The sequence below is a fragment of the Methylobacterium sp. E-005 genome (assembly GCF_022829725.1).
Taxonomy (GTDB): Bacteria; Pseudomonadota; Alphaproteobacteria; order Rhizobiales; family Beijerinckiaceae; genus Methylobacterium.
In genome coordinates, this window is record NZ_JAKSYG010000086.1 from 21,108 (window position 1) to 33,844 (window position 12,737).

The following is a 12,737-nucleotide window of genomic DNA, read 5'->3' on the forward strand; positions in this document are numbered from 1 at the left end:
CGGAGAAGGTTTTATGAGCATCTTTCAGATCAAGCAGAAGAAGAGCGGTGCGGTGCTCTGGACCGGCGCGGCCGATGATGAGCGGACGGCTCTCGATGCCATGGCGCGCGAGGCCGGCTATCGGGATTTCTCCGCGATTCCGGATGCGATCCGGGCGGACGGGATCGAGGCGGCCAAGCTCGACCTGATCTCGTAACGCCCTGCGCGTCTTCGCGCCGCGTCGAATAGGCGTCTGCCCACGTGGCAGGCGCCTTTCTTATTGAGGCGCGACCGAGCTGGCCAGCGCGTCGATCACCGCCGCGCAATCGGCGACTGCGGTCGGGTTGTGCAACCCGCCGATCACCGTCGGATCGAGTGCGAGCCCTGCCCGGATCAGGTCGGGCCATGCGGAGGCTTCGGGCCAGCCCTCGTGTACGAGGGCGGCACCGAGCCGGGCGAGCGCGGCGGCCTTCTCGGTCTGCTCGCCATAGGCCCGCGCCTCCGGCAGGCAGAGGAAGCGCTTAGCCTGCGCGGCTGCAAGCGCCACGACCCCATCGCCGCCGCCGCCGACCAGCAGGGCGGCCCGCGCCACATGCGCCGCGACGTCCGAGACCCAACCGTGCAGATGCAGATTGTCGGGGATCGGGCCCGAACCCGAGACCGGGCCGAGCACGTGCCATGTCCGGTCGGACACGGCACGTGCCGCCGCAGCCAGGGCGTCGATGTCGCCCCCCGTGCCGCCCTGGCCGAACACCACGACGATGTCGCGGCTCGCCTCTGCGGTCGCCTGCGGCGGTCGGCCAAGGAAGCCCGCGTAGCATGTCTTGGCACGGACCCATTCGGGTACGCCCGCACCCTCCAGAGCTGCGGGAAACGGTGCGAGCAGCCGGCTGGCGCTGCGGAAGGCTTCGAGATGTGGCGGATCGGTTCGGGTGCCGGCGAGCCGCACCACCAGGGTCGGCACCGAGAGCAGGCGTGCGAACAGTGCCACCTCCACCGAGACGTCGACCACGAGGAGTGCCGGTTCGGTCCGCGCCACCCAGTCGGCGATGCGCACCATCCGGGTGCGGAGGCCGGGATGGTTCAGGGGGGCGTAATGCAGTGCCTCCGGTCGCTCGGCTGCGCCGTCCCGGCCGTCGAAGGTCGTGTCGCCGAGCGGGCGGTCGTCGGGCAGGTCGAGGATGTCGAGACCGGTCGTGTCGAAGCCGGCGAGCGTGCCGATGATCGTGCAGGGCCGGGGCAGGGCGGCCGCCACCGCCCGGGCCCGCTGGAGATGGCCGGCGCCCTGGTGGTGGACGTACCAGCCGATGCCGCGGGTCACGCGGCGTCCTTCACGGAGAGCGCCAGGGCGTCGAGGTCGGCGAGCGCCTGATCGAGGGGGCATTCCCGGGCGGGCGGGCTGCGCGATTCGAGGATCCGGTCGGCCCGCTCGACAAAGGCGATGTCGTTGGGACAGGGGTCGAGAACCGCGAGATCTTCGGTCCCGAGGCCGAGCCGTGCGCAGGCGGTGACGCGGGCCGGGGGCTGGAGCTGGAAGGCCCGGCGCAGGGCCGCCCGGCGCAGGATCAGCGCCCGCCAATGGGCGGCCTCCGGCAGCAGGTAGGCTTCACCTTCGAGCACGCGGGCGCGGCGCGCCATTTCGGTGGCCATCCCCCCCGAGACCCGGCCCTGGTGACGGGCCGAGACCATCACGCGCACGTCCGGGCAATGGCGCAGGCGGGCGCCGTGGGCGCGCAGCAGTCCGACCAGCGCGTTGTCCTCGCCGCAGGGCAATGGTGGCAGGCCGCCGACTGCGCGGTAGAGGGAGACCGGGACGGCGAGGCTCGCGCCGGTATGGTCGCCGTGGCGCGGGGCGGGATCGTAGGGCGGCGGATCGAGGAGATCCTCAAGGCGCCGGACCCCGGCCCAGTAGCGCTCGATCCGGGCGTGGAGATCCGCCAATCGTGGGTCGGCATCCCCGTCTTCATCGATGACGAGGCGGCCGCCGACGACATCCGCGTGTGCGAGCGCCCGCAGGTTCGCGGCGATCCAGTCGGCCGGCAGGCGGGCATCCGCGTCGGTGGTGAGCAGAACCCCGTCCGGAACGCCATCCGCCGCGAGCCAATCCGCGCCCGCCTCCAGCGCCATGCGCCGCGCGGTGCCGACATGGGCCTCCGTCCCTGATAGGGTCGCCTCGATCAGCCGGATGTCGAGGGCGGCCCAGGCGCCCGCCGCCTGCCCGGCCCGCTCCGCCGCAGCCGTCTCATCCGTGCAATTGTTGGCCAGCACGACGACGCGCACCGGCGTTGGGACCCCGCTCTGCCCGTTGAGCGATGCGAGCAGGCGCGGCAGGCGTTCCGCCTCGTTCCGCGCCGGAATGCAGACGACGCCGCGTGACAGATCGGGCCAGCCGCTCATTTCAGCCCCGCCCGCCCGCGACCCGCAGGGCCGGCCGGGCCCGCTCGGCGCAGCGCGCCATCACGGCTTCGTAGGCTTCGAGATAACGCGCGGTCATCGCGGTGGCGTCGTAGAGCGCCTCGGCCCGGTCGCGGCAGGCGCGGCGCGACAGGTCCGCCGCCTCGCGGATCGCCACGGAGAGATCCTGCGCGTCGTCCGGGTCGGCGAGCCGGCCGCATTGTGCGTCGAGGATGTCGGGCATCGCCCCGCGGCGGAAGGCGGCCACCGGCGTGCCGCAGGCCAGCGCCTCCGCCACCACGAGGCCGAACGGTTCCTCCCAGCGCGGCGACACGATCGCCACCCGGGAGCGGCCGAGATGATGGGCGAGATCCCGGTGCGAGAGATGGCCGAGATGCGTCAGGTCCGGTCCGAGCCGCGGCGCGATCTCGGCCGCCCAATAGGCCGGATTGAGTTTCGGCCCGGCAAAGACCAGCGGCAGGCCGGCCGCCCGCGCGGCGTCGATGGCGAGGTGCAGCCCCTTCTCGGGCACGATCCGGCCCGACCAGAAGGCGTAGGATGGCGCATCGGCCATTTCGTTGAAGGCGAAGTTCGAGAGATCGACGCCGTTATCGACCACTTCGGCATCGGGCACGCGGGCGGCCCATTCCTGCGCGAGCGACGGCGAGACCGCCAGGAAAGCCATATCGGGATCGGCCTTCACGATGCCACGCACCAGCGCCTCGAAGGGCGGCGTGTGCAGAACCGTGACCCAGGGCAGGCCCAGCCGGGCACTCTCCTGGAGGGGCAGGGCATGCAGGGCATTGTTGTGCACGAGGTCGAAGCCGCCCGCCGCGACCATATCCATCATCCGCCGGTAGGCGTCGTGCTCGGCGCGATCGATCGCCTCCTCGCGGTCGGGATCCATCAGCGCGTCGCCGGTCGGATCGCAAAGCATCACCGGGTCGAGCGCCGGGTCCGAGCCGCGGCTCGCGAACAATGTCACGTCGTGCCCGTGCCGCTTCAACGCGACGGTGAGCAGGTGCGTGTGCATCTCCAGACCACCGGCATAGGGCTGGCCGATCGGGTATTTGAGATGTGCGAGGACAGCAATCTTCACGCGCGCACCAGCTCTCGTAGGGTAGGGATATCGACCGCTCACACTGATACGAAAGGACTTAATTCCGTAACGCGGCGGCGGTTATCATGTCGCAGGTCTCTTCACCAAGCGTTGCATCGTCGGGCCGGAGCGACGGCGAGCGCGACGCTGACGGCCTTTGTAACCACGGCGGCCTGAACCAATGATGATCAAGCTGGTGTGATACCGGTTCATCCGCACCATGCGGCGGTCGCGGGGATGGGCCAGGGGCGCGGCGCCGACAGGAGCCGGGTCTTCAGGGATGGCGAGGGGGAAGCGATGAATCTTCCGGTCGGGCTGAGCGTGTTCGCGGTCGGTGCCGCAGCTCTGGTGATTCTCACCCTCGCGGCCGGGGTGAAGATCGTACCGCAGGGCTACGTCTACACGGTGGAGCGATTCGGGCGTTACGCCCGCAGCCTCGGCGCCGGCCTTGCGCTGATCGTGCCCTTCGTCGAGCGCGTCGGCCGGCGGGTCAACGTGATGGAGCAGGTCATCGACGTGCCGAGCCAGCAGGCCTTCACCCGCGACAATGCCGGGGTGACGATCGACGCGGTGGTCTTCTATCAGGTGCTCGATGCGGCGCGGGCCTCCTACGAGGTTTCGAATCTGGACCTCGCCGCCACAACGCTGACCATGACCAACATCCGCACCGTGGTCGGCGGCATGGATCTCGATCAGCTCCTCGCCCACCGCGACGAGATCAACGAGCGCCTGCTGCGGGTGATGGATGCGGCCGCCTCGCCCTGGGGGGTGAAGATCAACCGGATCGAGATCAAGGACATCCTGCTCCCGCCCGACCTCGCGGGCGCCATGGCCCGCCAGATGAAGGCCGAGCGCGAGAAGCGTGCCTCGATCCTGGAGGCCGAGGGCCAGCGCGCGGCCGAGATTTTGCGGGCGGAGGGCCGCAAGCAATCGGCGATCCTCGAATCGGAGGGCCGCAAGGAGGCCGCGTTCCGCGACGCCGAGGCGCGCGAGCGCTCGGCGGAAGCCGAGGCGCAGGCGACCAATCTGGTCAGCCGGGCCATCGCGGAGGGGGACATCGCGGCGGCGAATTTTCTGGTGGCCGAGAAGTATGTCGACGCGGTGCGGGCGCTCGCCACCGCGCCGAACCAGCGGGTCGTGGTGGTGCCGATCGAGGCGGCGGCGCTCGCCGGCACGTTGGGTGGCATCGGTGAACTCACCCGCGCGGTGTTCGGCGAGGGCACGCCGCCCCGGCGGGCGGGCACGCCGCCCAACGTCACGCCGCCGCGGACCTGACGACCTTGGCCACACTTGCGGAGTTTGTCGAAGCCCTCGGGCCTGCCTGGAGCTGGGTGATCGCCGGGCTCATCCTGGCGGGGGCCGAGATCCTGGTGCCGGGCGTGTTCCTGATCTGGCTCGGGCTGGCGGCCGTCGTCACCGGCCTCGCGACCGCGGCGTTTCCGATGCCGTGGCAGGGGCAGACGCTGCTGTTCGCAGGGCTCGCCGTCGTTCTGGTCACGGGTGCGGCCCGCCTGTACCGGCGTGGTGTCGGGCGCGGGGACGCGGATCTGAACCGTCCCGATCGCGGGCTGATCGGCCGGGACGGCGTGCTGCAGGAGCCGATCGTGGAGGGCGCGGGGCGCATCCGGTTCGACGACACCCTGTGGCGGGTCGAGGGGCCTGATCTGCCCGCGGGAGCGCGCGTGCGAGTCGCCGGGATCAGCGGAACGGTGCTCAGGGTGGAGGCGGCCTGAGGCGGCCGGCGCGCGCCATGCCCCCGGCCGCCCCTACCCGAACGCCCCCACCTCGTGCTGGATCATCCCAGAAATTTCCCGCACCTGCTCGAACATCCGGCGGATCGGCTGGAACAGGTTGGCGTGCTCGGCCTCGTAGGTGCCGACGTCCCGCGGACCCGCCGGCTCGCCGAAGTTCAGCCCCAGGGTGGGATCCGGGGTGACCGGAAAAATCTCGTCGAGCAGCATCAGGCAGCCGTCAATGTCGAGGCGCAGGAAGCGCTCCAGCAACTGCTCGCGGGAGATACCCGCCTGAGGCCGGAAGCCGGGGATGTGTACCGCCAGGAACCAGATCCGGTGGATCAGCGCCAACCGCAGCGCGTGCAGCAGGGTCAGCCGCGGCGACATCACGGGCAGGTCCGGCGCCGCCGCCGTCAGGGCCAGCCAGTCGCGGGTCAGCCGGCCGAACAGGCTGCGGAGCGCCGAGGCGAGGTCGAGGCGCTCCAGGGCGCCCGCGATCACCACCAGCTCGTCGCGGCGAAAATCCTTCTGCGTGCGCCGCGCCCGCTCCAGCCACACGGCCGGGTCCAGGGTGTCGATATAGGCGCGCAGCACGTCGAGATCGCCCACCGAGGCCGCGTGCTGCACCAGCCGGAAGGCCCGGGAGAAGCGCACCGAATCGCGCCGCATGTCGCGGAACAGGTCGGGCCCCCGTTGGGCGGCGCGGCCGATCCCGTGGAGCGAATTCGCCAGGAAGCCGAGCTGGTGCAGGATCGCGTTGTTGGGGATCGCCCGCATCTGGCGCGGATGGGTGATGCGGGCCGGGCCGCCAGTGTCGCTCTGGCGGGCCACGGGGCGCGAGCCGGTGCGGTCGATCAGGCTCGGGCCGAAGGTGCCGAGCAGCGCTGCGTAGCCCTCATCGTCCACCAGCGCCTCCATGTCCTGGCGGGCCGCGGTGAAGAATTCGAGGGCGAAATCGGGCTCGGAATAGATCGGGTCGTCCTTCGGATCGGCGCCCGCATCCGCGTCGCTGAGGGCGTAATCCGCGAAGGAATCGTCCTCGGCGATATCGAGGGCGTAGACGTGCTCAGCGATGCGGGCGACGCTGGCCTCGGCCAGGGCCTCGGTGCCGAACAGCAGATAGCCGTCCGTCCCCTGGAAGCTCGATTCGAGCCGGACCTTGATGCCGGCCTTGCGGCTGCGGTCCCGGGCATCCTCGGGGGCGAGATAGGCGAGGCGGTCGCGCAGGGAGGTCGGGTGGGCGCCGCGTCCGATCGATTCACCGTGCGTGTCGAAGATCGCAAGCTCGATATCGGCCAGGCCGTTCTGGACCAGCATCTCGGTGATGCGCAGGCGCAGCCGCTCGATCCAGAAGGTGGCGGCAAGCTGACCGACATAGCGGCCCGAATCCGAGTAACCGAACTGCACGGTCAGCCGGCCGATGCGCTTGAGGTACTGGCGCCAATGCGGGTTGCGCAGGGCGTCGTCGAGCACCCGGATTCCCTGTTCGAGGGCGCTCGCCGTCTCGAACAGGGGCGTGATCTCCAGCCTGTCACTGATCCCGTAATGGCGCGCGAGCCAGAGGGCGGCGAGCAGGGTGTAGCCGGTCTCGGTCTCGGCGATGAGGAAGCGCACCGGATGGGTGCCGTCCACGTGCTTGAGGATCTGGGCGATCGTCATCATCAGCCGGGCGGCGGAGGCCCGCTCGGCGGCGAGCGCGCCGAAATCCACCGCCACCGGCCGCACGTCGTTCAGGAGCGCGTGGATCGTCGCGAGGTGCGAGCGGCGCCGGGCCGCGTCGGTGGGCTCGCCCTCGAGGTCGATCACCCGGCGCACCGCGTTGTGGATCTGGCTGGCGTTCAGTCGGAAGTGCGGCAGGGCGTTCGACAGGCCGTGCGTGGCGACGCCGGCGCGCAGGATGGCGATCCGGCGCTGGTCGGCCGCGTCGTCGGCCGATTCCAGCGCAGCGGTGAGGCCGGCCACCAGGGCGCCCGCATCGGTCTGGGCGCGCTCGCGCTCGATGATCAGCGCCAGGGCGAAGCGGTGCACCGATTCGAGGGAGGGCTTGTCGCCGAGCCGGGGCGCTACCGCGAGTTGCCGGTTGACTGCCGCCAGCGCCTCCGCGGCGAGCGCCCGCACCGGGCGGCATCCGGCGATCTCGGGCAAATCGCGCATCACCCGGTCGAACTGCATGCGCTTCGAGATCAGCCGATAGCGCAGGGTGTCCCACCAGCCGATATCGGTGCGCCCATCGGTGTCGCAACCGACCCAGCTCGCGATGGCGAAGGGGCGCGGCGTCAACTCACTCCAGCGCGCTGGCCAGCGGGTGCGGGCGGCATCGAGCAGCGCGCCGTTGAACGCGTCGAGGGCCAGACGCGCATGATTGGCCGCCGCGCAGGCCTGCTCGAACTCGACATCCAGGGTGATCGGCGCATCGGGCCGCGTCGAGTGTGCGGCGGCGCGCCCAATCAGGTCGGCGCGGGCCTCCGCATCCGTCAGGCTCGCGGCCTCGGCGAGGAGGTTCGCCACGGCCCGCGGCATTCCGAAGGTCGGGTGCGCCGTGAACACCACCGCGAAGGCGGTCCGGTGGATGAAGGCCGCGAAGCGCTCGAAACCGTCGGGCCCATCGGGAGCCGCCGCCACGAGTCGGGCCGGGATCGACGCCTCCGCGTCGATGGGGCCGGTCGCCAGACCGACATAGTCGCGCAGACGCGCCGCCCGCGCCGCCAGGGATTCCGCGCGCAGCCGGGCGAACAGGGGCTCGAGATCCTCCGGCGCGATCTCATCCCGGTCGAACCGCCGGGTAATCGCCAGGGTCACGGCCAGGACGGGATTGCGGAACGGGTCCTCCCGCGCCTGGTCCCGGGCGGCCTCGATCAGGCCGAGGAGGTGGTCCTCCAGATCCTCGGGCTTGCGGCTCGGCTCGTGCTGCATCGGTTGGTTCCGGCTCCGGTTCGTGCGCATTGACCCGGCTGGATCGCCCACGCAAGGAGCGTTCCGTGTGGCACGGGCTGGCGGTGACCGGGTGACCGGGCTAGAGCTGCGGGCCTCATGGAGCGTCCGTCCATTATCCTGGCGATATTGATCTTCGTCGTGGCCATCGTGTCGGTCGGCGTGATGGCCGCCCGGGGCCGGCGCGAACCCCTGCGCATGCATTCCGAGCTTGATTCGGAGGATGAGGATCTGTTCCTCGGCGCGGTCGGCCCGCGTGAAAGTCCGATCGATCGTTCGGCGCAGGTCCTCGATCAGAGGCCGCCCGATCCGCACGTGCTCGATTTGGAGGCGTCCGAATTGGAACCGATCAGAGCCCTGACCAGACCCGTGCGCGATGAACGGGCCCGGCGCGATCCGCCGGAGTCCGGCCGATGAGGTCGCTGGCCCACGGGGTCGTCACCCTGCTGCTTGCTGCGGCGCCTCCCCTTTCGATCGGGCCCGCGGCTTGGGCCGGGCCGGCGAGACAACCCCCGGCCGCGGCAGCCCAGATACCGACCTCCCAGGCTCCGACTGCGCAGGTTCCGCCCGATCAGGCGCCTGCGGCGCCGGCGTCGAACGAACCGGCGCCGTCGGCCGGTCCCCCGCCCGGGCAGCCCTGCGGTGCCAGCGCGGCGCGTTTCGAGAGCGACAAGAGCTTCAAGATGGTGGTCACCCGGGTCGGGCAGGTCCAGACCACCAACCCGTTGAGGCCCCTGACGCCGGAGGTGAATGACGTTCTGCTGGTTGTGATTGCCGGGAAGGTCGCGACCGCCTACGGCCCGGATTTCTCATCGCTGCGGCGCGGGAGCGCCCCGGCGGCCATCGAGGCGATGCTGGGCGGTCCGATCAAATGGCAGCCGACTCTGCCGATGCTGCCCGATTCCATGACGATCGTCAGCGAGGAGGGGGCGCCCCTGGCGCAGCTCACCTTCCGCGCCTGCGAGACACCGCCCGCCGTAAAGGCTTCGCCGAAGGCGGAAGCTCGGAAGAAGGCGCCCGTCCGGCGCGCGCCGCCCAAGGCCGCCGCGCAGAAGACGCCCCCGGGCTTTACCATGCCTCAGGGCGCGATCGCCGAGTAGAGCGCGCCCCGCCGAAGTGGATGGCGGGGTCGCGCCACGAGAGCGCATCCCCACAAAGGCTTGGAGCCGTGCGCGATCGCAATGCGCCCCGGCACGGCTCCGGCAAGCTATTTCTGCTTGGCGATGACCTTGTCCTTGATGCCGTCGTAGACGTTCTTCGGGATGATCTTCTTGGTGACGAGATCGTCCTTGCCGCGATAGGGCCGGCCCTTGATGATTGCGGCCGCGCGGGCTGCGCCGATGCCGGGCAGGGCATCGAGTTCCTCGGTGCTGGCGCTGTTGAGATCGATCAGCGCGGTCTTGGCGGCGTTCGGTGACCCGGCGACCGGGGCGCTCGGCGCCGTGGGCCGGGCTGGGGCGGTCGGTGCCGCTGTCGCGGGTGCGTGCGGCGCGGGGGTCTGCGCCAAAGCGGGGGCGCCGACAAGGCTGGATAGGAGGGCGAGCAGAGCGAGGGTCTTGGTGGAGGAAGCCATGGCGTTCTCCCGAAAGGCGCGGCCCGCTGCGCGGCACCGGCGATGCAGATCTGCGCCGCCGCGCTTGAACCCACGCTTAACAGTTGTGTTCGGGCACCCCTAGCCAGGGGCGGGTGCCGGAGCTATAAACGCGCCCTCATCCGTATCCCGCGGTGCGCGTGGCGATCCTCGATCGGGGAGCCGCCCGGGCGCCGCTTTGTCCGCGGCGTCACGAAGGATCACACCATGGCCGTTCCGAAGCGAAAGACTTCCCCCTCCCGCCGCGGCATGCGCCGCTCGGCCGACGCTCTCAAGGCGCCGACCTATGTTGAGGACAAGGATTCGGGTGAGCTGCGCCGCCCGCACCACATCGACCTGAAGACCGGCATGTACCGCGGCCGTCAGGTCCTCAAGGTGAAGTCCGCCGAGGCGTAACGCTTTTCGCGGCGCCTCAGGCGAGGCGCCGCGCGGTCTCCGCGTAGCACGCGGCGGCCGTTCGGGTTCGTTCAAGACGCGACGGCAGCAGCGTCGGGTCATTGGCCGTCAGCAACTGTGCGATGAAGCCGGCGCGGGATTTTTCCGGGGCCGCGCGCTCCGCCGGCCCGGCCCGCTCACGCCCCTCGGGGCTCCCCCCATCGATCACGACGAGCGCGCGCCCGGCGGGACGCAGGCCCTCGGAGCGCACGTCCTCCGTAGGGCCGGGAGTTGCCCGCACAGGCCTGACCTGTGCCGGGCCGAGACGATTGCCTGCTTCGACCCGCACCATCACGACACGCTCCGCACGTTTCCGTGCCGGTGTCGCAAGGGTGATACCGATATTAAGGGTTCGTCAACTTTTATTCGGCTGCGGCGCGCGGGGCGATTATTTCTTGGCCAGCTGCTCCAGGCGCTGCTGCATCTCCAGCATCTGCCGCTTCAAATCGTCGAGCTCGCCGCCGCCATAGGGGGCGGGGGCGGGGGGCGGGGCCGGCTGAGTCCCGGCGGGCGGTGCGAAGCCTGTGAACATCTTCATGGCATCGCCGAAGAAGCCCATATTGGTGCGGACCTGCTGCTCGATCGCGTTCTGGAACGCGGCCGGGCCGAAGCTATGGGCAAACTTCTCACGCAGGCCATCCTGATCCTTGGCGAAGTTCGCCATGGAGAATTCCAGGAAGCTCGGCACCATGGTGCGCATGCTGTCGCCGTAGAAGCGGATCAGCTGCCGCAGGAACGCCACCGGCAGCAAATTCTCGGCGCCGGCCTTGTTCTCCTGCTCGAAAATGATCTGCGTGAGCACAGAGCGGGTAATGTCGTCGCCCGTGCGCGCGTCGTAGACGATGAAGTCTTCGCCGTTCTGGACCATCGTGGCGAGGTCCTCGAGCGTCACGTAGGTCGAGGTGCCGGTGTGGTAGAGGCGCCGGTTGGCGTACTTCTTGATGACGGTCTGTGTGGCCTTGACGGTATCCGCCATCGGGAACGGCCTTTCTCGACTCGAGACCTCGGGACATGCGGGGCTGCGCGATGCGGCCCTGCGGGATCGTCTTCGCGCCCGCAGCACGATCCTTAAAGCCTTCCCCAGGCGCAGAAAACAGCAAACTGCATCTCTTCAACGCAGAATAATGCAGGCATTGCCACGGCCGGCCATCATTTCAGTCTCGCGGTCGCGTCATCGGCATCATTTCCAAGGCTCGACGCGCAATCTTGACTTCGCCGATGCCACGCCCTTCATCCCTGGGCCAGCACAGAGCGCGCCCCGGAAGGCGCGCCGGCTCGCGAGAGGAGAACGCAACATGGCAGCCAGCGAAGAGATCGTCATCGTCGGGGCCGCGCGCACGCCGGTCGGCTCGTTCGGCGGCGCCTTCGGGGCGGTGCCGGCTCACGAGCTCGGCGCGACGGCGATCAAGGCCGCCCTGGAGCGCGCCAAGGTCTCGCCCGACGAGGTCGACGAGGTGATCTTTGGCCAGGTGCTCACCGCCGGCGCCGGCCAGAACCCCGCCCGTCAAGCCGCCATCAAGGCCGGCATCCCCGAGAAGGCGACCGCCTGGGGCCTCAATCAGGTCTGTGGCTCAGGCCTGCGCACGGTCGCCATCGGCATGCAGCAGATCGCCAACGGCGACGCCAAGGTCATCGTCGCCGGCGGCCAGGAATCGATGTCGCTCTCGCCCCACGCCCAGTACCTGCGCGGTGGCCAGAAGATGGGCGACGTGAAGCTCGTCGACACCATGATCAAGGACGGCCTCTGGGACGCCTTCAACGGCTACCACATGGGTCAGACCGCCGAGAACGTCGCCCAAGCCTTCCAGCTCACCCGCGAGCAGCAGGACGAGTTCGCGACCCGTTCGCAGAACAAGGCGGAGGCCGCCCGCAAGGAGGGCCGGTTCAAGGACGAGATCGTCCCCGTCACGGTGCCGGGCCGGAAGGGCGACACGATCGTCGACACCGACGAGTATATCCGCGACGGCGCCACCGTGGAGGCGATGGCCAAGCTGAAGCCCGCCTTCTCCAAGGAGGGCACGGTGACGGCGGCGAACGCCTCGGGCCTCAACGACGGCGCTGCCGCGCTCGTGCTGATGTCGGCCTCCGAGGCCGAGCGCCGCGGCCTCACCCCGCTCGCCAAGATCAAGTCCTGGGCCACCGCCGGCGTCGATCCGAAGGTGATGGGCACGGGCCCGATCCCGGCCTCCCGCAAGGCCCTGGAGAAGGCCGGCTGGAAGCCCGCCGACCTCGACCTGATCGAGGCCAATGAGGCCTTCGCGGCGCAGGCGCTGGCCGTGAACAAGGACATGGGCTGGGACGACGCGAAGGTGAACGTCAATGGCGGCGCCATCGCCATCGGTCACCCGATCGGTGCCTCGGGAGCCCGCGTCCTCGTCACACTGCTGCACGAGATGAAGCGGCGCGACGCCAAGAAGGGCCTCGCGACCCTGTGCATCGGCGGGGGCATGGGCGTGGCGATGTGCATCGAGCGGACCTGATCGATCCGTAACGCCCGGTTCTCGACAACTTAGACTTAAGGCCGAGATCACAAAAATTCGCGTGCGGACGCCATCCGCACGCGTCATCACGGGCT

14 protein-coding genes are annotated in these 12,737 nt (G+C 70.0%); 7 read left to right on the plus strand and 7 right to left on the minus strand.

The window, feature by feature from the left end; translation table 11 throughout:
• The first annotated feature begins 13 nt into the window (after positions 1–13).
• Positions 14–196, plus strand: coding sequence for a hypothetical protein (locus tag MKK88_RS09740; RefSeq protein WP_243999139.1), 183 nt, complete (start codon positions 14–16; stop codon positions 194–196).
• 60 nt (positions 197–256) lie between these two features.
• Here MKK88_RS09740 and MKK88_RS09745 read toward each other — a convergent pair whose 3' ends face one another.
• The 3 genes from MKK88_RS09745 to MKK88_RS09755 are packed head-to-tail and all read right to left on the minus strand — an operon-like array spanning position 257 to position 3,472.
• Positions 257–1,300, minus strand: a complete 1,044-nt coding sequence (locus MKK88_RS09745; protein WP_243999141.1) for a glycosyltransferase — start codon at positions 1,298–1,300, stop codon at positions 257–259.
• Entirely contained in the window at positions 1,297–2,376 is a 1,080-nt protein-coding gene (locus tag MKK88_RS09750) for a glycosyltransferase (protein WP_243999143.1), read from the minus strand. Before MKK88_RS09750 ends, MKK88_RS09745 begins: the two co-directional genes overlap by 4 nt.
• 1 nt (position 2,377) lies before the next feature.
• The gene (locus MKK88_RS09755) at positions 2,378–3,472 is read right to left on the minus strand and encodes a glycosyltransferase family 4 protein (RefSeq protein WP_243999146.1); all 1,095 of its coding nucleotides are present in this window, start codon (positions 3,470–3,472) and stop codon (positions 2,378–2,380) included.
• A gap of 297 nt (positions 3,473–3,769) precedes the next feature.
• Between MKK88_RS09755 and MKK88_RS09760 the strand changes: the two genes are divergently transcribed.
• Together MKK88_RS09760 and MKK88_RS09765 are read left to right on the plus strand one after the other, a co-directional pair.
• On the plus strand, positions 3,770–4,747 hold the full coding sequence (locus tag MKK88_RS09760; RefSeq protein ID WP_243999148.1) for an SPFH domain-containing protein: 978 nt from the start codon (positions 3,770–3,772) through the stop codon (positions 4,745–4,747).
• Between the two features lie 5 nt (positions 4,748–4,752).
• Positions 4,753–5,205 carry an NfeD family protein gene (locus MKK88_RS09765; RefSeq protein ID WP_243999150.1) on the plus strand — a complete coding sequence of 151 codons (453 nt, stop codon included), beginning with the start codon at positions 4,753–4,755 and terminating at the stop codon, positions 5,203–5,205.
• Between the two features lie 33 nt (positions 5,206–5,238).
• On the opposite strand, the gene MKK88_RS09770 is transcribed toward MKK88_RS09765, so the two are convergent.
• On the minus strand, positions 5,239–8,118 hold the full coding sequence (locus MKK88_RS09770; RefSeq protein WP_243999152.1) for a phosphoenolpyruvate carboxylase: 2,880 nt from the start codon (positions 8,116–8,118) through the stop codon (positions 5,239–5,241).
• 117 nt (positions 8,119–8,235) lie between these two features.
• On the opposite strand from MKK88_RS09770, the gene MKK88_RS09775 reads away from it, so the two are divergent.
• Both MKK88_RS09775 and MKK88_RS09780 read left to right on the plus strand, forming a co-directional pair.
• A complete protein-coding gene (locus MKK88_RS09775) occupies positions 8,236–8,553 on the plus strand; it encodes a hypothetical protein (protein ID WP_243999154.1) in 318 nt (105 codons plus the stop codon).
• 266 nt (positions 8,554–8,819) lie between these two features.
• On the plus strand, positions 8,820–9,236 hold the full coding sequence (locus MKK88_RS09780; RefSeq protein WP_243999156.1) for a hypothetical protein: 417 nt from the start codon (positions 8,820–8,822) through the stop codon (positions 9,234–9,236).
• Positions 9,237–9,343: 107 nt separating this feature from the next.
• On the opposite strand, the gene MKK88_RS09785 is transcribed toward MKK88_RS09780, so the two are convergent.
• Positions 9,344–9,709, minus strand: a complete 366-nt coding sequence (locus MKK88_RS09785) for a helix-hairpin-helix domain-containing protein (protein ID WP_243999158.1) — start codon at positions 9,707–9,709, stop codon at positions 9,344–9,346.
• Positions 9,710–9,934: 225 nt separating this feature from the next.
• Between MKK88_RS09785 and rpmF the strand changes: the two genes are divergently transcribed.
• Positions 9,935–10,123 carry a 50S ribosomal protein L32 gene (gene rpmF, locus MKK88_RS09790; protein ID WP_003601373.1) on the plus strand — a complete coding sequence of 63 codons (189 nt, stop codon included), beginning with the start codon at positions 9,935–9,937 and terminating at the stop codon, positions 10,121–10,123.
• 16 nt (positions 10,124–10,139) lie between these two features.
• Here rpmF and MKK88_RS09795 read toward each other — a convergent pair whose 3' ends face one another.
• Both MKK88_RS09795 and phaR read right to left on the minus strand, forming a co-directional pair.
• Positions 10,140–10,454 (minus strand): hypothetical protein, encoded by a 315-nt coding sequence (locus MKK88_RS09795; protein ID WP_243999159.1) that lies wholly within the window; start codon positions 10,452–10,454, stop codon positions 10,140–10,142.
• A 96-nt stretch (positions 10,455–10,550) separates the two neighbouring features.
• Positions 10,551–11,138, minus strand: a complete 588-nt coding sequence (gene phaR / locus MKK88_RS09800) for a polyhydroxyalkanoate synthesis repressor PhaR (RefSeq protein ID WP_243999161.1) — start codon at positions 11,136–11,138, stop codon at positions 10,551–10,553.
• Positions 11,139–11,457: 319 nt separating this feature from the next.
• On the opposite strand from phaR, the gene MKK88_RS09805 reads away from it, so the two are divergent.
• Positions 11,458–12,642: an acetyl-CoA C-acetyltransferase gene (locus MKK88_RS09805; protein ID WP_243999163.1), complete on the plus strand. Its 1,185-nt coding sequence runs from the start codon at positions 11,458–11,460 to the stop codon at positions 12,640–12,642.
• Positions 12,643–12,737 lie beyond the last annotated feature (95 nt).

What these genes read in the sequence shown, in the direction of transcription:
- MKK88_RS09805 (WP_243999163.1), top strand. Translation starts at nt 11,458, where the DNA reads ATGGCAGCCAGCGAAGAGATCGTCATCGTCGGGGCCGCGCGCACGCCG.
- MKK88_RS09795 (WP_243999159.1), bottom strand. Translation starts at nt 10,454, where the DNA reads ATGGTGCGGGTCGAAGCAGGCAATCGTCTCGGCCCGGCACAGGTCAGG.
- MKK88_RS09760 (WP_243999148.1), top strand. Translation starts at nt 3,770, where the DNA reads ATGAATCTTCCGGTCGGGCTGAGCGTGTTCGCGGTCGGTGCCGCAGCT.
- MKK88_RS09770 (WP_243999152.1), bottom strand. Translation starts at nt 8,118, where the DNA reads ATGCAGCACGAGCCGAGCCGCAAGCCCGAGGATCTGGAGGACCACCTC.
- phaR (WP_243999161.1), bottom strand. Translation starts at nt 11,138, where the DNA reads ATGGCGGATACCGTCAAGGCCACACAGACCGTCATCAAGAAGTACGCC.
- MKK88_RS09780 (WP_243999156.1), top strand. Translation starts at nt 8,820, where the DNA reads ATGGTGGTCACCCGGGTCGGGCAGGTCCAGACCACCAACCCGTTGAGG.
- MKK88_RS09740 (WP_243999139.1), top strand. Translation starts at nt 14, where the DNA reads ATGAGCATCTTTCAGATCAAGCAGAAGAAGAGCGGTGCGGTGCTCTGG.
- rpmF (WP_003601373.1), top strand. Translation starts at nt 9,935, where the DNA reads ATGGCCGTTCCGAAGCGAAAGACTTCCCCCTCCCGCCGCGGCATGCGC.
- MKK88_RS09775 (WP_243999154.1), top strand. Translation starts at nt 8,236, where the DNA reads ATGGAGCGTCCGTCCATTATCCTGGCGATATTGATCTTCGTCGTGGCC.
- MKK88_RS09750 (WP_243999143.1), bottom strand. Translation starts at nt 2,376, where the DNA reads ATGAGCGGCTGGCCCGATCTGTCACGCGGCGTCGTCTGCATTCCGGCG.
- MKK88_RS09785 (WP_243999158.1), bottom strand. Translation starts at nt 9,709, where the DNA reads ATGGCTTCCTCCACCAAGACCCTCGCTCTGCTCGCCCTCCTATCCAGC.